17 protein-coding genes, 1 pseudogene and 1 riboswitch are annotated in these 21243 nt (G+C 69.7%); of the genes and pseudogenes, 2 read left to right on the plus strand and 16 right to left on the minus strand.

Annotated features, from left to right (window positions below):
* Positions 1-80 precede the first annotated feature (80 nt).
* The 6 genes from AC4IHM_RS03825 to AC4IHM_RS03850 form a co-directional block, all read right to left on the minus strand.
* On the minus strand, positions 81-737 hold the full coding sequence (locus AC4IHM_RS03825; protein WP_490865668.1) for a class I SAM-dependent methyltransferase: 657 nt from the start codon (positions 735-737) through the stop codon (positions 81-83).
* Positions 738-762: 25 nt separating this feature from the next.
* Complete coding sequence (locus AC4IHM_RS03830) at positions 763-2835, minus strand: molybdopterin-containing oxidoreductase family protein (RefSeq protein WP_490865669.1); 2073 nt, start codon at positions 2833-2835, stop codon at positions 763-765.
* On the minus strand, positions 2832-3869 hold the full coding sequence (locus tag AC4IHM_RS03835) for a BtrH N-terminal domain-containing protein (protein WP_490865670.1): 1038 nt from the start codon (positions 3867-3869) through the stop codon (positions 2832-2834). The genes AC4IHM_RS03830 and AC4IHM_RS03835 overlap by 4 nt, the downstream gene beginning before the upstream one ends.
* A 49-nt stretch (positions 3870-3918) precedes the next feature.
* A complete protein-coding gene (locus tag AC4IHM_RS03840) occupies positions 3919-5190 on the minus strand; it encodes a TrpB-like pyridoxal phosphate-dependent enzyme (RefSeq protein WP_490870754.1) in 1272 nt (423 codons plus the stop codon).
* Between the two features lie 160 nt (positions 5191-5350).
* Positions 5351-6394, minus strand: a complete 1044-nt coding sequence (locus AC4IHM_RS03845) for a ParB/RepB/Spo0J family partition protein (protein WP_490865671.1) — start codon at positions 6392-6394, stop codon at positions 5351-5353.
* A gap of 315 nt (positions 6395-6709) precedes the next feature.
* Positions 6710-7885, minus strand: a complete 1176-nt coding sequence (locus AC4IHM_RS03850) for an MBL fold metallo-hydrolase (RefSeq protein WP_490865672.1) — start codon at positions 7883-7885, stop codon at positions 6710-6712.
* Between the two features lie 211 nt (positions 7886-8096).
* Between AC4IHM_RS03850 and AC4IHM_RS03855 the strand changes: the two genes are divergently transcribed.
* A complete protein-coding gene (locus tag AC4IHM_RS03855; RefSeq protein ID WP_490865673.1) occupies positions 8097-8681 on the plus strand; it encodes a carboxymuconolactone decarboxylase family protein in 585 nt (194 codons plus the stop codon).
* A 47-nt stretch (positions 8682-8728) separates the two neighbouring features.
* Here the strand turns inward: AC4IHM_RS03855 and AC4IHM_RS03860 are convergent, their stop codons facing one another.
* Positions 8729-9514, minus strand: coding sequence for an SGNH/GDSL hydrolase family protein (locus tag AC4IHM_RS03860; RefSeq protein WP_490870755.1), 786 nt, complete (start codon positions 9512-9514; stop codon positions 8729-8731).
* A 205-nt stretch (positions 9515-9719) separates the two neighbouring features.
* Positions 9720-10662 (minus strand): annotated as a pseudogene (locus AC4IHM_RS03865) (M23 family metallopeptidase).
* 2 nt (positions 10663-10664) lie between these two features.
* A riboswitch (cyclic di-AMP (ydaO/yuaA leader) is annotated at positions 10665-10827 on the minus strand.
* A gap of 423 nt (positions 10828-11250) precedes the next feature.
* Between AC4IHM_RS03865 and AC4IHM_RS03870 the strand changes: the two are divergent.
* Positions 11251-12048, plus strand: a complete 798-nt coding sequence (locus tag AC4IHM_RS03870; RefSeq protein WP_490865674.1) for a tyrosine-protein phosphatase — start codon at positions 11251-11253, stop codon at positions 12046-12048.
* A 22-nt stretch (positions 12049-12070) separates the two neighbouring features.
* Here AC4IHM_RS03870 and AC4IHM_RS03875 read toward each other — a convergent pair whose 3' ends face one another.
* The 8 genes from AC4IHM_RS03875 to shc are packed head-to-tail and all read right to left on the minus strand — an operon-like array spanning position 12071 to position 21126.
* Positions 12071-12190, minus strand: coding sequence for a DUF6126 family protein (locus tag AC4IHM_RS03875; RefSeq protein WP_490865675.1), 120 nt, complete (start codon positions 12188-12190; stop codon positions 12071-12073).
* Positions 12187-12837 carry a helix-turn-helix domain-containing protein gene (locus AC4IHM_RS03880; RefSeq protein ID WP_490865676.1) on the minus strand — a complete coding sequence of 217 codons (651 nt, stop codon included), beginning with the start codon at positions 12835-12837 and terminating at the stop codon, positions 12187-12189. Before AC4IHM_RS03880 ends, AC4IHM_RS03875 begins: the two co-directional genes overlap by 4 nt.
* Before the next feature lie 60 nt (positions 12838-12897).
* Positions 12898-14283, minus strand: coding sequence for an aspartate aminotransferase family protein (locus AC4IHM_RS03885; protein ID WP_490865677.1), 1386 nt, complete (start codon positions 14281-14283; stop codon positions 12898-12900).
* Positions 14284-16212 carry a 1-deoxy-D-xylulose-5-phosphate synthase gene (gene dxs / locus AC4IHM_RS03890; protein ID WP_490865678.1) on the minus strand — a complete coding sequence of 643 codons (1929 nt, stop codon included), beginning with the start codon at positions 16210-16212 and terminating at the stop codon, positions 14284-14286.
* 27 nt (positions 16213-16239) lie between these two features.
* Positions 16240-17394 (minus strand): flavodoxin-dependent (E)-4-hydroxy-3-methylbut-2-enyl-diphosphate synthase, encoded by a 1155-nt coding sequence (gene ispG / locus AC4IHM_RS03895; protein WP_490865679.1) that lies wholly within the window; start codon positions 17392-17394, stop codon positions 16240-16242.
* 4 nt (positions 17395-17398) lie between these two features.
* Positions 17399-18421, minus strand: coding sequence for an adenosyl-hopene transferase HpnH (gene hpnH / locus AC4IHM_RS03900; protein WP_490865680.1), 1023 nt, complete (start codon positions 18419-18421; stop codon positions 17399-17401).
* Between the two features lie 6 nt (positions 18422-18427).
* A complete protein-coding gene (locus tag AC4IHM_RS03905) occupies positions 18428-19069 on the minus strand; it encodes a phosphorylase family protein (RefSeq protein ID WP_490865681.1) in 642 nt (213 codons plus the stop codon).
* Positions 19069-21126, minus strand: coding sequence for a squalene--hopene cyclase (shc, locus tag AC4IHM_RS03910; protein ID WP_490865682.1), 2058 nt, complete (start codon positions 21124-21126; stop codon positions 19069-19071). Before shc ends, AC4IHM_RS03905 begins: the two co-directional genes overlap by 1 nt.
* Positions 21127-21243: the final 117 nt, after the last annotated feature.

A 21243-nucleotide genomic window follows, 5' to 3' on the forward strand; every position in this document is an offset into this window, starting at 1 on the left:
GGACCGCCTGAAGTCCGGGCGGTCGGGAAAGCGCCCCGCACGAGTGGCGGTAATGGCCGGCGGGCTTCCCGCGAGTGCGTTCATGCCATGTCCTTCCTGCCCGTGATGACGATTCCCATCTGCACTTGCGTCACGACGGCCGTCTCGAGTGGGGTGCCTTTGAGGAGTTCCTCGACCTCGCCCCTGGTGTACGAGGACTGGATCGAGGTCCGGAAGCCCGGACGCATGTCGGCCGCGATGTTCGCCTTCATGAACTGAAAGGTCGTCCGGTCGATGTCTCTGCGCAGATCGGAGACGCAGTACCGTCCGCCCGGCCGCAGCACGCGGCGCATTTCCAACAGGGCGGTCACCGGGTCCGCCCATTCGTGCAGCGAGGACGCGCTAATTGCGTGATCGAAGCGGTGGTCCTCGAAGGGCAGGGCCAGCACGGTGCCGCACTGGTAGCCGCATCGTCCGCCGACGCCGTACCCGTCCGCGTTGGCGCTCGCCCGTCGCAGCATCGCCGGTGAGATGTCCAGGCCGACGAGCCGGGCGGAGCCGTCGGCCCGGGTGATCCACTCCAGGCCCAGGAGACCGGGACCGCAGCCGAGTTCCAGGACCTCCCCGGAGTCGATCCCCGCCTTCAGGATGTCGTCAATCTTCTCCTGGAGCCAGCCGTTGTCCCGAATGTGCCGTTGCATCTCGTCGTACTTGAGCGCCAGTTCGTCGCCCTGAAGGCCTTCGTCGGTTTCCGGCACGCGGGCGGCGACGGTGGCTCGCGCCCTAGTCACGGCCGGGCCCCAGCCGCCGGATGCCCACTGCTACGCCTCTCATCGTCGCGCTCCCCATATGCACGTCGGAACGATCGTTGTTGGTCACGAGATTGACCGAGGATCTGAGCGACTCGTCGACCGAGGATTCGCCCGGATACCACCAGAGGGCATCCGCCACTACGACATTCGGTGCGACGGAATCGGAGATCTTGACCGCCATGCGCACACCGCGCGCGCCCGGTCGCGAAACGAGTTCCACTTCTTCGCCGTCCGCCAGCCCCTCCCGCTCCGCGGTGCTCGGACTGACGGTCACCCGCGCCGTCTTCTGACCGCGCGAGGTGGTCGGCAGCTGGTGGAACTCGCTGTTGTAGAACTGGCGCGGGTGGGCGCTGGTCATGATGTACGGCAGCTCCGGGTCGGCCTCCGGCGGAGGCCGGAAGGCGGGAAACGGCTCGTAGCCCATCGCACGCAGTCCGTTGTTCATCAGGTTGACGAGCCCGGACCTGGTGCAAAATCCGCCGTCGCGATACTTGCGGTACCGCTTCTCGTTCCGGATGTAGCCGATCTTCTTGAACTGTTCCCAGGTGAGTTCCATGCCTGCCAGCTTGGCGTCTAGGGCGGCCTCCAGAGAGGGGAAGAAGTGCCGGCTGAGCCCGAGCCGCTCGGCGAGGCCGAGGATGATCTCCTCGTCCGAGCGGCAGCCGTCGACCGTGGCGATCTTCTGCCGGGCCGCAATGTAGGAGTTGAACTCGACGATCTGGTCCCGCTCGAGCCAGCTCGAGGTCGGCAGAACGACATCGGCGTGCCTGGCGGTCGGCGTCATGAACAGGTCGCACACGACGAGCAGGTCCAGCTTGGCGATCGCTTCGCGGACCAACTCGGTGTTCTCGTGCGAGGCCAGGATGTTGCTGCCGAAGATCACCATGGAGGTGATCGGGTACGGCGACCCGCTCACAACGGCCTCGTGCAGGTCTCCCGGCGCAACCCAGCCGGACATCGAAAGGATCTTGTGCTTGTCTCCGCCGATCCTCTTCTTCGCCTGCTCCTCGGAGAGCAGGTCCGAGCGTGGAAAGGCACGTCGGCCCTCGATCGGCATCGGATCCCAGATCACGTCGCCGCCGGGAACGTCGATGTTTCCGCAGATCGCGGCGAGGATGGCGATCGCCCGGTGTGTGTCGAAGGAGTTCTCGTTCTGCGACAGACCGGTTCCCGCCTCTGTGCACGCACGTGCCGCGAGGGCGTAGGAGCGGGTCGCGTCACGGATGAGCCGTGGCGCGAGGCCGGTGATCCGCGCGACGCGCTCGATGTCGTACGCCCGCACGTGCTCGGCGAGTTCGTCGAACCCGACGGTGTGCGCGGCGACGAAATCGCGGTCGTACCAGCCCTCGTCGATGACGATCTTGATCATGCCGAGTGCCAGTGCGCAGTCGGTTCCCGGCTGGACCGCGAGATGCAGGCTCGACCGGGCCGCGGTCTGGGTCCGTCGCGGATCGACGGTGATGACACGGCTGCCCCGCTCCATGGCGCGCAGCAGCTTGACCCCGATCACGCCGTCGGAGTGGGTGCTCGGCTTGTTGCTGCCCCAGAGCAGGACCACCTCGGGATCGCCGTCGTAGTCGCAGAAGGTGAATCCGCCGTACGTCATGATCGAGGCCATGACCCGCGGATAGAAGCACACGTGGGCCGGGCCGACCACGTTCGGCGTCCCGATCGCGTTCGCGAGCCGGAACACCCATTCCTGGTAGTTGCGGTCGGTCCCCTGGCCGAGGACGACCGACTCGGGTCCGTGCCGCTGGATGGTCTCGGTCAGCTCGCCGCCGATCCGGTCCAGGGCGGCTTCCCAGCCGACCGGCTCGAACATTCCCGAACCGCGCGGACCGGTCCGGACCAGCGGGGTAGTCAGCCGGTCCGGGCTGCGCAGCAGGTCGAGTGAGGCCTTGCCCTTGATGCAGAAGTAGCCCTCGCTCGTCGGGTTGTCCGGGTCCCCGTGGATGTCGGTGGGGACCCCGTCCACGAGTTCGACGATGGCGCCGCATCCGCCGTGGCACATGCGGCAGACGGACTTCATCCGGGTAGTGGTCAAGCCGGCTCCCCCGCCCGTTCGGTCGCTGCCACGAGCAGCCTTTCGAAGACGGACTGTTCGGCGTCGGCGATCGCGTTCAGCCGGGCCGCGACGGCTTCCAGCCGGCCGCGTCCGTCGTCCGCGCCGCGATAGCCCATCAGCATGTCGATCGCCTGGTCCCACTGCCGCTGCACGTCGCAGAGGTCGTCGACGAACGGGTCGAGTCCCGGGTCGCCGTACCGCTGCCGCGCCTCGATCAGGAACTCGCGGTAGAGCTTGCGGAAATTCGCTCCCCCGGTTCCCGCGTAGCGCCAGAAGCGGCCGACACCCGGCACCGCCTCGTCCGCGCAGGCGAGTGTGTCGCTCCATTCGGCGATCTCGGACGCGGCACGCCGCAGTGCCCCGATGCCGAACCGCGGCCCTCGCTCGGCGGTCATCCTCTGTGCGGTCAGCCCGATGGCCCTCCAGATCTGCTCGCGCAGGACCGCGTCGGTGTCGGTGATCAGCCGCGTCGGCAGCCGCTCCACGTACATCTGCAGATTCGGCGACGGCATGAACCCTTCGTCGGAACCGCGGGCACGGCGCAGCGACTCCTCCGGGAGCGTCTGCGCCCCGCCCTGCTGATCGGTGTCGACCACGTGGGCCGTGGAGTCGTCGAGCCCGTACAGCGCGATGTAGTGCGACGCGAAGTGGCTTCGGGACGAGAAGTAGTCGAGGTAGAAGATGTCGACGGACATTCCCACCACATGCCCCGCGTCCAGCAGCTCCGCCGCGGCGGCACGGGCCGACTCCGAGTCGGGGGCTCGCGATTCGCTCAGCTCCACACCCAGCGCCGAGCAGGCGTTGCGGGACAGCAGGGCAGGCCCGATCCGGCCGGTGAGCATCGGTGTGCCACGACCGGGCGCGGGGGCGTCCCAGTACTGGAAGTCGATCCCCTGGCCGAGGCCGAACAGCATGGGTTCGGATATGCCGGCACCGGCGTGGTGGATCATGTTCCGAAGGGTGGTCGTCTCGCAGTGAACGCCGAACTGGGGCTGAAATGTCGCCAAGCGCATGTGGCTTCCCAATCGCACGGTGCGAAGATGCCGATGAACGGTGCCGCGGCTATGCGTCGAGCAGAACTTCGTCGTAGCCCCGCAGGTCGAGGAAACCGGAGCCGCTGGCCAGGATCACGACCACCGGTTCGAGGTGCTCCGCGTCGGCCTTGGCCACGACGTCCAGGGCCGCGGCGACCGCGTGGCCCGCCTCGGGGGCGAGCAGCAGCCCCTCGGTCTGCAGCAGCGTCCGGCCTGCTTCGAGCGCCGTCCGCTGGTCGAAGGCGACGGCGTCGAGCACTCCCTCGTGTCGCAGCAGGCTGACCAGGGCGGAGCTGTGATGGTTGCGCAGGCCGCCGACGTGGTTGGGCGCCGGGACGAAGCTCTCCCCCATCGTGTAGCCCAGTACCTCGGGCGTGAATCCGCCAAGGTCGGTGCGGCCGTACGCGTAGACACCCCGGGTCAGCCGGGGCGCCGCGGTGGATTCCGCGGCGAGGAGGCGGAGGTCGGCTCCGTCGGCCCTGGCCCGCAGGTGAGGTCCGATGAGACCGCAGAGGTTGCTTCCGCCCCCCGCGCACGCGATGAGGTGATCGCCGCGTCCGTCGACACCGAGTTCCTCGCCGTGTACCGCCTCGAGTTGCGCCGCAACCTCGAGGCCGAGCAGCGTCTGGTGGAGGTAGACGTGGGGCATCCCGCTGCCGGCGAGATACGCGGCGGACGGGTCGCCGAGAGCATGCTCGATGGCGTCACTGATCGCGGTGCCGAGGCTGCCGGGGTGGTCCGGTGCCTCCTTGAGGATCTTCCGTCCGATCGCCGTGTGGACCGACGGCGACGGCCGCACCCTGGCTCCCAGGAGTTCCATGTAGTGACGCCGGTAGGGCTTCTGTTCGAGCGAGCAGCCGACCATGAAGATCTCGGCCCGCAGACCGAACATCTTCGCCGCCAGCGCGACGCTCATACCCCATTGGCCGGCCCCGGTCTCGGTGACGAGGGTGGTTCGCCCCTCCTCCGCCGCGTAGTAGGCCTGGGCTATCGCGGTGTTCAGCTTGAAGCTGCCGCTGGGAAGGACGTCTTCACGCTTGAGATAGATTTTCGCGCCCGTACCGAGATGTTTCTCGAGCCGGTGCGCGCGGTGCAGCGGTGTCGGCCGACCGCATTGCCGCAGCCGCTCCGCGACCGGTTCGGGAATCGCGATCCATTGCTCGCTCGAACCATTCTGTTCAATGAGGACCCGCGGCCGGACTTTCGCGGAAATCTCCGCGGCGGTGGGGCTTCCGGAGTCCCGCACCTCGGGCATGGGGCCGGGCAGGTCTGCCAGGAAGTTGTACCAGTGTGTGGGCATCCCCGGTAACGGCGGACCGTTACGAGTAGTGGGTCGAGGCGCGGGCGATTTCTCATGCCGAACCTCGCTCGGGCTGTACGCAGTCACGTTCCCCCGCTTCGAAATCGTGAAAGTCACCGCACAAGTCGCCAATGAGAACTTCTGGCGATCAACCGAAATTCTATGCGCCAGTCTCTCGGGAATTGATCCGCCTCGTCAATGATTCCGCCAGGAGCTGCCAGCTCTCGGCGTGATGCCGCGCCAGCTCGGCGATCATCGGCGCGCAGTGCATGGGTAGGCTGCTCGCCATCGCCGCCCAGTCGTGCGGCTGCGTGACCGAGGGATCCAGTGTCCGCAGCAGCTTCCGGCCTACCTCGGTGAACCGGAGCGAGGGGTCGGCCCGCAACCGCTGCACCGCCTGTGCCAGATCCGCGCAGCCCGGGTGCGCCCCGGGGCGCTTCACGATCGCGGGGTGGCCGGCTCCACCTCCCGGGGCCGGCCCGTCGTGCGGCCGTTCCGCCGGCGGCGGTTCGCCCTGGACGGCGTGGGCCCGCTTCCGCGCCTCCTTCGCCGAGGTGAGCGAGATGCCCGCGGCGCGTGCCACCTCCCTCGGGGACGCGTCGGGATGCTCGGCGAGGTACGCAAGCGCGCGGCTGCGGCCTTCGGCCGCAGCGACCGGATAGGCCACCCCGTCGCGCCCGAGTCGCACGGTGGTCGGGTGCGGAAGTTCCGCACCCGACCGCCGCCTGAGCGCCGCGACGGTCTTGTCCGACAGGCCGGCCACCCCCGCCAGCCTTCGGTTGGACCACTCCGGGAAATCGGCAAGCATGTGCAGGGCCGCGGCCTTGCGGTCGGCCAAGGAGAGCGGCAGTCCGTGGTTGCTGTTCAGCTTGACCGCGAGCACGAAGGCTTCTCGCTCGTCACCGTTGAAGAACAGCGCGCTGATGTGCGTGGCGCCGTTCTTCTCCACCGCCCTGAGCCGGTGCACACCGTCGACGACGGTCATCGTCTTCCGGTGGATCACGATCGGCGGCAGTTCGGAGAATACTTCGGCGAGCGCGTTGATGTGCTGCGGGTCTTCCCCGCCCCTGCGGGGTGAACTCGCGACCCGGATGCGGCAAACCGGTACCCGGGTGATCTCCGACAGGAGTCCACCGAGGTAGGGATCCGGACAATGAAAGTGGTGTTGTACGGACTTCTCTGCGGATGGAGAGATGTGCTCCATCACTCTCCCTCCCTGGCATTCTTCCAGCGGACCCGCGGCTGTCGGACGACGCATCCGGTTGCGGATGCGGTCATGCAGCGCGGCGGACCACGGAACAAGGAGGGGAAGAGCTGTCGCGGGTAATCGAAAAGGCGTAGAACATCGGGTCTCCCCCATGACGCAATGTCTAGAACCGGCTCCAAACACTGCCAGGGGGATCGAGCCGATGCAAGGCCTCCGTCTTGCATTCCTGCCGAGAAATTCGGTCACATCTTGATCGCCTGTCCGGGGCAGGCCCAAGTGAAAAGATCACCACAGGGGAAAAGAATACCGCCGTCACCCACTCGCCTCACTTCGGCCACGGGAATCATCCCCCACCGGATCCAGGCGACGCGTCGTCTTCTGCGCGATCTCGGGTACGGGCCACTCGTGGGGGTCGCGGGCGCGTTGGGCCACGTCGCGCCACCAGGGGTGCGCGGGCAGGTCTCCGGCCGGCTCGAAGGGCTGTCCGGGGGTGGGCAGGGCGAGGGCCTGTCCCACGGCCTCGGCGGCGGCCGTCGTCCACTCCCCGGGCTCGTCCCAGGCGTGCGGGGCAAGGTTGAAGGTGCCCCAGTGGATCGGCAGCAGCGCACCGCCAGGACCGCCCTGCTGGAGGTCGAGGTGGGCCCGTACCCCCTCCTCGGGGGTCATGTGGATGTCCGGCCAGAATTCGGCGTACGCGCCGAGCTGGATCATCGTGGCGTCGAACGGACCGTGTACGGCGCCGATGTCGCGGAAGCCGTCGAAGTAGCCCGTGTCCCCGCTGTGGTAGACGCGGTGCTCCTCACCGGCGACGACCCAGGACGCCCAGAGGGTGTGCTGGGTGTTGCGCAGGCCGCGTCCGCAGAAGTGCCGGGCCGGGGTCGCGGTCAGCAGAAGGCCGCCGACGCGCGTCGACTCGTGCCAGTCCAGCTCGCGCAGCCGGTCGGCGGACACGCCCCAGCGTTCGAGGTGGCCACCCACCCCGAGCGGCACGGCGAACAGGGTGTCCGTGTCGGCCAGTGCCTTGATCGTGGGCATGTCCAGGTGGTCGTAGTGGTCGTGGGAGATGACGACGACGTCGACGCGGCCAAGGGCCGCCAGGGGCAGCGGCACCGGATGCAGCCGCTTGGGGCCGGCGAAGGGGAACGGGGAGCAGCGCTCGCCCCACACCGGGTCGAAGAGCACCCTCTGCCCGTCGATCTCGGCGAGCACGCTGGAGTGCCCCATCCAGGTCAGCCGCAGCCCGGTGGCGGGCGGCCGGGCGAGGTCGGCGAGCGTGGTCGCGTGCACCGGGACCGTACCGCGCGGGGCCCGGCGCAGCCGCGACTCCTTGTCGAAGTAGATCTTCGCGAACTCGCGGACGGATCCGGAGGGCCTGGTCCGGGCGGTCCCCCCGGGGTTCTGGAAGACACCGTCGCGGAAGTGCGGCGACCTGCGGATGCGCGCCATGCGCTCACCGCTCGGGTCCGCGCCGAAGGCCGCGGGCCTCATCGCGCGAAGCCCGGACCTCGGGGAAGGGGAACCGGCCACGGTACCTCCAGGTGGAATAGGCGAGGCTCCGACGGTGGTCGCCTCGGTCAACATCATCTCGAACGACCGATGTCACATCCGCGTTCCCTCGATCCGTCGTACCGAAAGAGGGCACTCCGACCGGAGCGCCCGCAACGAAACGGCACGACCGACGGACAGGAAGGTGGCCGCCATGGCCCGCGTATCCCTCACCCCGCCCCGGACGTTTTTCCTGCGTGCGATGGAGTGGTACTCCCGCCGCGTCTACGGCAAGGTCCTCGACCCCGGCAAGGCGCTCGCGCACAACCCGCGCGTGCTCCGGGGCTACCTGCGGTTCGAGCGTTCGGTGGCCGGGTGGAACCGGCTGGACTCCGAGCTGAAGGCGCTCGCCGTGATGGCCTCGGCGGCCTCGATCGGCTGCTCCTGGTGCATGGACTTCGGCTACTGGGAGAGCGCCGAGCGCGGCATGGACCCGCGCAGGCTCCGTGACGTGCCGGTGTGGCGGGAGAGCGACGTCTACACGCCGCTGGAGCGGGACGTCATGGAGTACGCCGAGGCGATGACGGCGACTCCGCCCACCGTGGGCGACGATCTCGCCGAACGGCTGCGTGCCCGGCTCGGCGAGCCCGCGTTCGTGGAGCTGACGGCCATGGTCGCCGTGGAGAACCTGCGCTCCCGCATGAACTCGGCGCTCGGCCTGACCAGCCAGGGCTTCAAGGACTCCTGCGACCTGCCCGCGGCGGGGCGCGCGGGCGCGGCCGGCGCCACGACGGACTGAGCCGCGCCCGCCACCGGTGTTCCGCACCCCGCGTCCCGCGGCGGCCGTCAGGCCACCGCCTCGATCCGGGTCCTGATGTCGTCCGGCGACAGCGTCCCCTTGGCGATCACATGGTCGCCCGAGGACTCGCCGCGCAGCCGGCGTCCGATCCACGGCACCAGGTACTCGCGTGCCCAGTGCACGTCGTCGCGCCGCACGTCCAGCGTGCCGCGGGGCGGCAGGGGCGGCCAGGGCTGGTCCGGGTCGGCCGGGACGCGCAGGCCGAGGGCCTGGCCGGCGCGCAGCGCCACGCGCGTGTGGCCCTCCGGCGACAGGTGCAGCCGGTCGGCGTCCCACGCCCTGCGGTCCTGGACGCTCCTGAGCGACCACAGGTCGAGCACCGGGCAGCCGTAGCGGTCGGCGATCGCGCGGACATGCCCGTTGTACGTGGCGATCTTGCCGCGCAGACGCTTGAGGACGGGCACTCCGCGGGTGTCGAACCCGGTCGTCACGAGGACCGTGCCGGCGGCGGAGTCCAGCGCGGCCACCGCCCGTTCGAACCGCTCGGCCACTTCGTCGGGGTCGGTGCCGGGGCGCAGGATGTCGTTGCCGCCGGCGGCGAAGGAGACCAGGTCCGGCGCGAGTTCGGCGACCCGCGGGATCTGTTCCGTCACGATCTGGTCGAGGAGCCTGCCGCGCACGGCGAGGTTCGTGTAGGTGAAATCGCCCTCGGGGCGCCGGTCCGCGAGCAGTACGGCGAACCGGTCGGCCCAGCCGACGTACGCCCCGTCGGGTCCGGGGTCGCCGACGCCTTCGGTGAAGCTGTCCCCCACCGCCACGTACGACCCGATCACTGCTCTGCTGCCACTCTTCGAATCGTCTGCCACATCGGCCCATGATTCACCCTGGAATGTGACCTACGCGACCGTAGGAAGGGATTGACGTGCGGTGATAAAGGCCACTCCTAAAGTGTTCGTCAATTCAGGAATAACGCCGAAGGCCGGACCCGGGGATCGGGGTCCGGCCTTCGGTGGTGCGCGGGCGGCGCCGCGATCTCCGTCAGACGGAGACGCCGTGCGAGCGCAGGTAGGCCAGCGGGTCCACGTCCGAGCCGTAGTTCGGCGTGGTGCGGATCTCGAAGTGCAGGTGCGGGCCGGTCACGTTGCCGGTGGCACCCGAGAGGCCGACCTGCTGGCCCACCGTCACCGTCTGGCCGGCCGAGACGGAGAGCGAGGAGAGGTGGGCGTACTGGGCGTAGTAGCCGTCGGCGAGCTGGATGACGACCTGGTTGCCGTACGCGCCGCCCCAGCCCGCGGAGACGACCGTGCCCGCGCCGACGGCCTTCAGCGAGGTGCCGGTCGGGACGACGAAGTCCGTGCCGGTGTGGTAGCCGCTGGACCACATGCTGCCGGACTGGTGGTAGGGGGTACCGACGCTGCCGCTGACCACGGGCTTGGTGTAGCCGCTGGTGGTGGCGGCGGACTGGGCGGTCGTGTTGGAGGACTCGGACGACTCGGACGCCTTGGACGACTTGGATGTCTCGGACGTTCTCGGAGGCGGGCTTCTCCTCCTCGGCCGGCTTCGCGGTCGCCGGCTTCTGCGACGTGGCGGCCCCGCCGTCGATCGAGAGCTTCAGGCCCGGGTGGATCAGCGAGGGGTCCGATCCGACGGCCTCGCGGTTGTCCGAGTAGAGCTTCTTCCAGCCGCCGTCGACATGCTGCTCGTTGGCTATCTTCGCAAGGTAGTCACCGCTGCGCACGGTGTACGTGCGTGCGGCGGACTTCTTCTCGGCGCTGTTCGCGGCGGCCTGCTTCGCCGTCGTCGGAGCCGTCGTCGAAATGGACCGCGCGGCCTGCTCGGAAACCGAGTGGGCGGGAGCGGCGTGGGCACCGGCGGCGCCCATCAGCGGAAGAGCGAGCGCGGCGCCACCGGTTCCGGCGACGGCGATGGTGCGGGTCAGGCGCATGGCCCTGGTACGGCGGTGCTTACCCTTCGCGGGCATGGTGAATTCCTCTCCGGCGCCTGCGAGGTGAGCTGTCGGGTGCGAGCTGGAGATGCCCGGCCGCGCCGAAACGCGGCTTTACCCCAAGCCGTTCCGGGAACCGGAACAGGCAGTTGTACCTGTGGGTCCCCCGCTCCTGCCGTATACGGGTGGTGGACGAGTAGATGCTCCGGTCGGCGGCAGGATTAGGCGTCCGTCCGGATCGGTGGTGAACGTAAGCGACCAGGACGCACAGGGACAAGCGAAAGGTTCCACGGGCGGCTGTTCCGGTTGATCCTTTATGGGAATCGCCGGTCACACTCCGTCGATTCGGGGAATGGCGTTTCATGTGAACAGCCTTGAAAACCGGCAGAATTACGTGAGCATGACGGGCAACGCACGGTCACGGATATGACGCTGCTCACGCGCTGCTTCCCCACCCCCTCTCATTCCAGGGCCAGTTATCACTAAAGCGCCAATTCGGGCAGAAGTCCGCTTACCCTCCCCAATGCCCTGTGGACAACCGGCTGCCGGGCACAGCCCATGCCGTATCGTCGGGTGGTGCCCGTCGGCGAACAGCGCTGGTGGGGCTGAGTGGGAGGAGTCCCCGTGACGCAGCAGGTCCCGTCGACCGAACCCGAGCTGGCCGGGGTGCGCAACTTCCGCGATGTGGGCGGACTGCCGACCGTGGACGGGCGGCGGGTGCGCGAAGGGGTGCTGTTCCGCAGCGGTCACCTGGCGCACGCCACGGGAGAGGACGCCGCGTTCCTGTCCTCGCTGGGCCTGCACACGATCTTCGACTTCCGCAACGCGGCCGACCAGAAGCTGGAGGGCCCGGACGTCGGGCTGCGGGGCGTGCGCAATGTGAACCTGCCGCTGAGCGACCCGGCCGACGGCGCGGAGTTCTGGAAGATGGTCCGCGACGGCGACCTCGACCAGCTGCGCGAGATCCTGGCGGGCAGCAAGGGTGCCGACCGGATGATCGGCTCCTACCGCACGATCATCAAGGAGCGTACGGCGGAGCACTCCCTGGTGCTGCACTCGCTCGCCGAGGACAGCGTCCCCGCGCTGATGCACTGCGCGGCCGGCAAGGACCGCGCGGGCCTGTCGATCGCCATCACCCTGCTTGCCCTGGGCGTCGAGCGCGATGCGGTCGTCGACGACTACCTGAAGTCGAACGCCACGCACCGCCGCTACAAGGTGCGCCGCAGCGGCTCCGCCGCCTCCGCCTACTCCCCCGAGGTCATGGAGCTGCTCAGTCCGCTGTTCGACGCGCGCGCCGAGTACCTGACGGCGGCCCTCGACACCGTCGAGGAGACCTGGGGCGGGGTGGACGCCTACCTGGAGCGGGGTCTGCGGCTCGCACCGCAGACCCGGGAGCGGCTGCGCGAGCGGCTGCTCGACTGAACCACCCGCTGGCGGGCGGCCGCTATTTGGCCCCGACCTCGAACAGCAGGTAGAGGAAGGCGCCGAAGACGTGCCCCAGGGCGATGTAGACGATGAGGCGCACCCACAGGGCGCGTGGGAACTTCTCCTGCATGGCGCTCATGGCATCTCTCCGGCGGTGAGGTGGTTCGGCGTGGTGGCGGGTCCCAGACACAGGGCCGCCGTCGGGCTCTGCAGCAGGGTGTGGACGAAGAGAAGCTGGACCCCGTCGGCGTCCTGGGCGGCGATCCGGTGCGGGGTCAGCGAGTCGAAGTGCGCGCTGTCACCCGGATCCAGCCGGTGCACGGTGTCCCCGAGCCGGAGCCGCAGCCGGCCCCGCAGCACGTGGAGCCACTCCTCACCGGGGTGCACCCGCACGATGTCGCCCTGGGAGCCGTGCGGTACGTGGACGCGCAGGGCCTGCATCCCGCGGCCGGCCCCGCCGGCCTGCCAGTACGTCCAGCCGCCCGCGACCGTCGGCTCCATGGCACCGGCACGCACCACGGCGTCCCCGCCCCCGGCCGTCTCGCCGAGCAGCTCCGAGACCGTCGTACCGTAGACCCGGGCGAGGGAGAGCAGCACCGGAAGCGAGGGCTGGCGCTGCCCGGTCTCCAGCCGGGAGAGGTGGGCGGGCGACAGCCCGACGGCACGGGCCGCCGCCTCCAGGGTGAGGGCGGCCCTGCGCCGCAGGGCACGCAGCCGCGGTGCCACGGCGGACACCGCGCCCGCCGCCGCGTCCGGCGGCGGCGGTTCGGCTTCGTGGGAGGTCATGCCTCCATTCAGCCCGAAACTTGCCCGTGAGGCAATTTTCTTACCTCAGAGGCAAAAGGGTCAGCGGTGGGCCACCGCCTGCCTGACCAGGGTCTTGCCGAAGTCCCACATCAGGCCGCCGCCGTTGTGCGCGTCCTCCATCACCTCGGTGAAGGCGTCCACGAACCGGTCCGCGTCCTCCATGTCGACGATCAGCGGGGGAATCAGCTTGATCACCTCCAGGTGGTCGCCGGAGACCTGGGTGAGCACCCGGTGCCGTTGCAGCAGGGGCACCACCACCATCTGCGCGAACAGTCCCTTGCGCGCGGCCTGGAGCATCGTCCAGCGGCTGCGCAGTTTGAGCGAGGTGGGCCGGCCGAACTCGATGCCGATCATCAGCCCCCGGCCCCGCACGTCGGCGAGCAGCTCGTAGCGGTCCACCAGTTCCGTCAGCCGGGACTTCAGCCGCTCGCCCACCGCGGCGGCGTTCGCCACGATCTCCTCGTTCTCCATCACCGAGAGCACGGCGAGCCCGGCCGCCATGGCCTGCGCGTTGGCACCGAAGCTCGCCGAGTGGACCAGCACCCGGTCCATCGAGGAGTACACCTTCTTGAAGATCCAGTCCCGGCCGAGCGTGGCCCCCACCGGCACATATCCGCCGGACAGCGCCTTGGCCACGCACACCAGGTCGGGCTCGACACCGTCCTCGTGCTGGAAGGCGTAGAACTTCCCGGTCCGGCCCAGGCCCGTCTGCACCTCGTCGGCGATCAGCAGTGCCTTGTGCCGGCGCAGCAGTTCCTGCGCGCCGCGCAGATAGCCGGGCGGGGCCTCGTGCACGCCCTTGCCCTGGATCGGCTCCACGATGAGGGCGGCCACGTCACCCCGTTTCAGCTCCCGCTCCAGGGCGGCCAGGTCGCCCAGCGGGACGGCGGTGTCGGGCAGCAGCGGGGCGAAGCCGTCGCGGAAGCCGTCCTCGCCGTTGACGGAGAGCGATCCGGTGGTCAGCCCGTGGAAGGAGTGCGAGCAGTACAGGATCCTCGGCCTGCCGGTCGCGTAGCGGGCGAACTTCAGCGCGGTCTCGACCGCCTCCGTGCCGCTGTTGCCGAAGAAGACGCGGTCCAGGTGGGGGCTGTAGGAGAGCAGCTTCTCGGCCAGCAGTCCGGGCAGCGGCGGGCAGTCGAAACGGGTCAGGTCGGGCAGCGAGGCGTCGAGTACGTCGTGCAGCGCCTTGCGGACGACGGGGTGGTGGCGCCCGAGGCCCATCACCCCGAATCCGGCGAGCATGTCCAGGTAGTCGTTGCCGTCCGCGTCCCAGAAGTGCGCGCCCTCGGCCCGCTCGTAGACCTTGTCGAAGCCGATGGTACGCAGCATGCGCGGCAGTTGGTGGTTGAGGTGCCTGGCGTGCAGCTCGTACCGCTCGGCTCCGCGCTCGGCCAACAGCGCGGTGAGGTCGAACTCCTTGGTCATTCAGTTCTCTCCTTGCACTGGCATGGCGACCCGTCCGTCCTCGGACTGTGCCACGGTCTGCTCTCCGACGGCCAGGCTCGCGCTGATCCGGCCCGCGATCTCGACCGGCGTGAGGCCGATGTCGGCGAGCACCTCGGCCCGTTTGGCGTGCGCGAGGAACTGCTCGGGGATGCCGAAGCGGCGTACCGGTACGTCGATGTCGGCGTCGCCCAGCGCCAGCGCCACCGCGGAACCGACCCCGGCCGCGCGGCTGTTGTCCTCGACGACGGCCACCAGGCGGTGCCGTGCGGCCAGCGGCGGGAGCGCCGGGTCGACGGGTTTGACCCAGCGCGGGTCGACGACGGTGCACGCGATGCCGCGCGCCTCCAGCAGCTCGGCGGCCCGCAGGCAGACCGGGGCCATCACGCCGACGGCCACGAGCAGCACCTCGGGCCGGCCGGCGGCGTGCAGGACGTCCATGCCGCCGACCCGGTCGACGGCCGGGACGGACTCTCCGACGGACTCCTTGGGGAAGCGCAGCAGAGTCGGCGCGTCGTCGACGGCGACCGCCTCGCGCAGTTGGACCCGCAGTTGGTCGGCGTCGCGGGGTGCCCCGATGCGCAGGCCCGGGACGACCTGGAGGACGGACATGTCCCACATGCCGTTGTGCGAGGGCCCGTCGACGCCGGTGACGCCGGCCCGGTCAAGCACGAAGGTGACCCCGCAGCGGTGCAGGGCCACGTCCATCAGAAGCTGGTCGAAGGCACGGTTGAGGAAGGTGGCGTAGACGGCGACGACCGGGTGGAGGCCGCCGGTCGCCAGGCCGGCCGCGGACACGGCGGCGTGCTGTTCGGCGATGCCAACGTCCCAGACCCGGTCGGGGAACCGCTCGGCGAAGGCGGCGAGGCCGACCGGGTGGAGCATGGCCGCGGTGATCGCCACCACGTCGTCGCGCTCCTCACCGATCCGGACGATCTCCTCGCCGAACACGGAGGTCCAGGACGGCCCGTTCGAGGGGCTGAGCGGCGCGCAGGTGAGCGGGTCCATCACGCCGACGGTGTGGAAGTGGTCCTCCTCGTCGCGCAGGGCCGGTTCGTAGCCCCGGCCCTTCTCGGTGAGGCAGTGCACCAGCACCGGTCCGTGGAAGCGTTTCGCGCGTCTGAGCGCCGACTCGACGGCCCCGATGTCGTGCCCGTCGATCGGCCCGAGGTACTTCAGTCCCAGGTCCTCGAAGAGCCCCTGCGGGGCGAAGGCGTCCTTGAAGCCCTTCTTGGCGCCGTGCAGGGCCTCGTAGACGGTGTTCCCGACCACGGGCGTGCGCTGGAGGAACTCCTTGCCCCAGGCCAGCATCCGCTCGTAGCCGTCGGTCGTACGGAGCGCCGCGAGGTGGTTGGCGAGCCCGCCTATGGTGGGCGCGTACGAGCGTTCGTTGTCGTTGACGACGATGATCAGCGGCCGGTCCCTGGCCGCCGCGATGTTGTTGAGCGCCTCCCAGGCCATGCCGCCGGTGAGCGCGCCGTCACCGATGACGGCGACGACATGGCTGCGTTCCCCCTGCACCTGACGGGCCTTGGCGAGCCCGTCGGCCCAGCCGAGCACGGTGGAGGCGTGGCTGTTCTCGATCACGTCGTGCTCGGACTCCGCGCGCGACGGATAGCCCGACAGCCCTCCCTTGCCGCGCAGTTTGGAGAAGTCCTGACGGCCTGTCAGGAGTTTGTGCACATAGCTCTGGTGGCCGGTGTCCCACAGGATGCGGTCGGCCGGTGACTCGAAGACCCGGTGCAGGGCGACGGTGAGTTCCACCACGCCGAGGTTGGGTCCCAGGTGTCCTCCGGTGCGGGCGACCGCGTGCACCAGGAAGTCACGTATCTCGCCGGACAGTTCACCGAGTTCCGCCTCGGTCAGCGCCTTCAGGTCGCGTGGTCCCCGGATGCTCTCCAGAATCGTCACGCTCGGGCCCCCTTCGGTCCGTGGTGTTCAGCTCACGGTGACGGCGGGCTCCCCCGACGCGCCGTCCTTCTCCATCTGCTCGGCGATCTTCATGGCCTCGTCGATGAGGGTCTCCACGATCTTCGACTCGGGGACGGTCTTGATGACCTCGCCCTTGACGAAGATCTGGCCCTTGCCGTTGCCGGAGGCCACACCGAGGTCGGCCTCGCGGGCCTCGCCGGGACCGTTGACCACACAGCCCATGACGGCGACGCGCAACGGCACCTCCATGCCCTCAAGCCCCGCCGTGACCTCCTCGGCCAGCTTGTAGACATCGACCTGGGCGCGCCCGCAGGACGGGCAGGAGACGATCTCCAGCCTGCGTTCCCTGAGCCCCAGCGACTGGAGGATCTGGATGCCGACCTTGATCTCCTCGACCGGCGGAGCCGACAGGGAGACCCGGATGGTGTCGCCGATGCCCTGGGAGAGCAGCGCGCCGAAGGCGACGGCCGACTTGACCGTGCCCTGGAACGCGGGACCGGCCTCGGTGACCCCGAGGTGCAGCGGATAGTCGCACTGGGCGGCGAGCTGCCGGTAGGCCTCGACCATCACCACCGGATCGTTGTGCTTCACCGAGATCTTGATGTCCCGGAAACCGTGCTCCTCGAACAGCGACGCCTCCCACAACGCCGACTCCGCCAGCGCCTCGGGCGTCGCCTTCCCGTACTTCTGCAGCAGCCGCCGGTCCAGCGAACCCGCGTTCACACCGATACGGACCGGCGTCCCGTGGTCACGCGCCGCCCCGGCGATCTCCCTGACCTTGTCGTCGAACTGCTTGATGTTGCCCGGATTCACCCGGACCGCCGCACACCCCGCCTCGATCGCCGCGAACACATACTTCGGCTGGAAATGAATGTCCGCGATCACCGGAATCTGCGACTTCTTCGCGATCACCGCCAGCGCGTCCGCGTCGTCCTGCGTCGGACACGCCACCCGCACAATCTGGCAGCCCGACGCCGTCAGCTCCGCGATCTGCTGAAGCGTCGCCCCGATGTCGGACGTACGCGTCGTCGTCATGGACTGCACCGACACCGGGGCCCCGCCCCCGACGGGCACCGGCCCGACCTGGATCCGCCGCGACTCACGTCGCTCGGCGATCGGCCGGACCGGTACCTCGGGGACGCCCAGGGAGATGGCCGTCACGATGTCACTCCCGGTTTCCCGAGACCGTCTCCCGCATGGCGCGCAGGGACTCCTTGAGGGAACCCATGGTGGCCAGGACGGCGGTGGGCTCGTAGCCGCAGTGCGCCATGCAGTTGGCGCAGCGCGGGTCCTTGCCGCGGCCGTACTTGTCCCAGTCGGTCTCCTCGATCAGCTCCCGGTACGTGGGCACGTATCCGTCGCTCATCAGGTAGCAGGGGCGCTGCCAGCCGAAGAGGGAGTAGTTCGGGATCGCCCAGGCCGTGCAGGGGAAGTCGACCTTGCCCTCCAGGAAGTCGAGGAACAGCGGCGAGTGGTTGAGCCGCCACCGGAGGCGGTTGCCGCCCGAGAAGGCCTTCTTGAACAGCTCGCGGGTCTGCTCCACGCCCAGGAAGTGCTCCTGGTCGGGTGCCTTCTCGTAGGCGTAGGCGGGCGAGATCATCATCTCGTCGACCTTGAGGTCGTCGTTGAGGAAGTTGAGGACCTCGACGATGGTCTGCGGGGTGTCGGTGTTGAAGAAGGTCGAGTTGGTGGTGACCCGGAAGCCGCGCCGCTTGGCCTCCTTGATGGCCGCCACGGCCTCGTCGAACACGCCCTCCTTCGCCACGGACTCGTCGTGCCGCTCGCGCAGCCCGTCGATGTGGACCGCGAAGGCGAAGTACGGCGAAGGCGTGAACTTCTCCATCTTCTTGCGCATGAGCATGGCGTTGGTGCACAGGAAGACGTACTTCCGCTTGGCCACCAACTGGCGCACGATCTCATCGATCTGCGGGTGCATCAGCGGCTCGCCGCCGGCGATGGAGACCATCGGCGCGCCCGATTCGAGCACCGCCCCGACGGCCTGCGCGACCGGCATGCGCTGCTTGAGCACCCCGGCCGGGTGCTGGATTTTGCCGCACCCCTCGCATTTCAGGTTGCAGGCGAAGAGCGGCTCGAGCTCGACGATGAGCGGGAACTTGTCCCGTCGGCGAATCTTCTGTTCGGCCAGGTATGTAGCGACCTTGATGGACTGGCGCAGCGGCATGGCCATCTGGGCTCACCTCCGGGGAAGCATCAAAGAACGGTGCCATTCGAAAAATGCGGGAAGAACGGATCGAAGAACGCGGAAAGCCGATATTCCACCGCGCACGGTGCCGATCCGGACGAGTTCGTGCTCTGGAGCGTCCACGACCACACGGACGGCCGCAACCGGGCGCTCGCCCGCCCCTACGGCGCTCAGGAGCGTGGCCGCGGATTCCATGTCGACGGCGATCGCGCCGGTTGCGAGCAGATCGGCGCGTTCGAGACCGCGGACGACATGGTCCGAGCCGGTCAGCGGCCCGGTGTGGACGGTGCGCCCGGGGACGGCTCGCGAGAGTTCCTTGACGAGCCGCTGGGTCCCGACGCACGCGACGGTGCCGCGCCGCTCCCGGGTCTCCTCGGCGACGACCAGGTCGCCGGGGTGCATGCCGGGGGCGAGTCCCGCGCAGAAGCCGGTGGCGAGCACGGCGGCGCCGGCGAGCGCCGGGTCGGCCAGGACCCGGGTGACCGAGCGCTCGGCCGCCTTGGGACCCATGCCGGTGCGCAGGACGGTGACCGGCCCGCCGGCGCCACCGCGGTCGCCGGTGCGCAGGGCGAGGTGCTCGATGCCGAGCGCGCAGGCGATCAGCAGCGAGGACGGGCCGGTCCGCGGGTTCATCAGTTGCCTCTCACCTCGGCCGCGGGCCGGTCGGCCGGCGGCTGTCCGGCGGAGGTCTGCTCCGCGCGGGAGGTGCCGGCGAAGGGTTCTCCGTGGACGTACCGGCCGAGCGCGGTGAGGGGGAAGACCTGCCGGTACAGGTGGTAGTTGATGGAGAAGTCCCAGGGGAAGCCGGTCCCGGTGAAGTAGGGCTCGTCCCAGGAGCCGTCCTCGCGCTGGGTGGCGGCGAGCCACTCGACGCCGCGCTCCACGGCCTTGGACTCCCGCTCCCCCGCCGCCAGCAGGGCCATCAGCGCCCAGCCGGTCTGCGAGGCGGTCGAGGCGCCGCGGCCGCTCCACTCCTTGGCGTACCGGTAGGAGCGCAGGTCCTCGCCCCAGCCGCCGTCCTCGTTCTGGACGGACTCCAGCCAGCGCACCGCGCGGCGGACGGCCGGGTGCGAGACGGGCAGTCCGGCGGCGGTCAGGGCGGGGATCACCGACCCGGTGCCGTAGATGTAGTTGACGCCCCAGCGGCCGAACCACGAGCCGTCCGCCTCCTGTTCGTCCAGCAGCCACTGGATGCCGCGCCGGGTGCGCGGGTCGTCGGCGAGGCCCTCGACGGCGAGCATCTCGACGACGTGCGCGGTCACGTCGGCCGACGGCGGGTCGACGACCTCGCCGAAGTCGCAGAACGGCAGCCGGTTGGGGAAGGGGCTGGTGTTGTCGACGTCGAACGCGCCCCAGGCGCCGTTCTTCGACTGCATGCCGAGGTTCCAGCGCACCCCGCGGCCGATCGCCCTCTCCAGCCGCTCCGGGTCGTGGTGCCGGACCCGGCGCAGCGCGAGGACCACCTCGGCGGTGTCGTCGATGTCCGGGTAGTTGTCGTTGTGGAACTCGAACGCCCAGCCGCCGGGCGGGAGTCCGGGCCGCTTCACGGACCAGTCGCCGGGGCGCACGATCTGCTCGCCGAGCATCCAGTCCGCGGCCTTCACCAGTTGCGGGTGGTCCTCGGGGACTCCGGCGTCGGCGAGCGCGATGGTGGCCAGGCAGGTGTCCCACACCGGGGACTGGCAGGCCTCGATCATCCGGGCCCCGTCCTCGCGCCAGACGGCGAAGCGGTCCAGCGACTCCAGTCCGGCCCGCATCACGGGGTGTTCGAGGTCGTAGCCGATCAGGTACAGCGCAATGACCGAGTACACGGCCGGCGGCTGGATGCCGCCCCAGCAGCCGTCGTTCTCCTGCCGTTCGATGATCCAGCGGGCGGCGCTGTTCACCGCGGCCCGGCGCAGCCGGCGCGGGGCGATCTTGCGGTAGGCGTGCAGGGCCTTGTCGATGCGCTGGAAGGCACCGTCCCAGCTCGCCGCCGGTGCCAGGGGTCTCGGCGGGTTGGGCCGGGCCGGGTCGGTGTGCAGTTCGTCCAGCGGGAAGGGCGCGGGGCGCACCGGCCGCTTCGCCGAGACGATGGTCAGCGGCACGATGGTCTGCCGGGCCCAGCAGCCGAAGTCGTAGATGTTGAGAGGTGCCCAGGTGGGGAAGTAGATGAGTTCCGGTGGGAGTTCGGGCAGGTCGTCCCACTTCCACCAGCCGAACAGGGCGAGCCAGATCCGGGTGAAGACGCGGGAGGCCGCGATGCCGCCCCGGGAGCGGATCCACTCCGAGGCCCGCGCCATGTGCGGGGCGTCGGGCGTGTCACCGGCCAGGCGGAGGGCGACGTAGGCCTCGATGGTCGTGGACAGCTCGCCGGGACCGCCGTAGAAGGTGGCCCAGGTGCCGTCCTCGCGCTGCTCGCCGCGGATGAACAGAGCGGCGGCCCGCGTGGTCTCCTCGTCCTGGATGCCGAGGAACTGACGCAGGAGCAGGTCTTCGGCGTCCATCGTGACGTTGGTCTCGAGGTCGCCCTTCCACCAGCCCTGGGCATCCTGCCGGGAGAGCAGGAACTCGGTGGCGCGCCGGGTGGCGCGTACGGCGGCTTCTGGTACCCCGGCCGCCGCGGCGGGGATCGTGATGTCGGTGTCGCTGGCCGCGGCTGCCAGGGGCCGCAGGGTGGCCCCGGTGCTTCCGTCGGTCGTCGCTGTCATGGCTTCCCCTTCGTGCAGTGTGCATACGGTGCTCTGCTGTGGGTCCGCCGTCGGCCGGTGCTCGTCCACCTGGAGTCCCGCTCGATCGGAGTCGAGAGCGGGAAGGCACCGGCCGGC

Source organism: Streptomyces sp. SL06, from assembly GCF_058244745.1.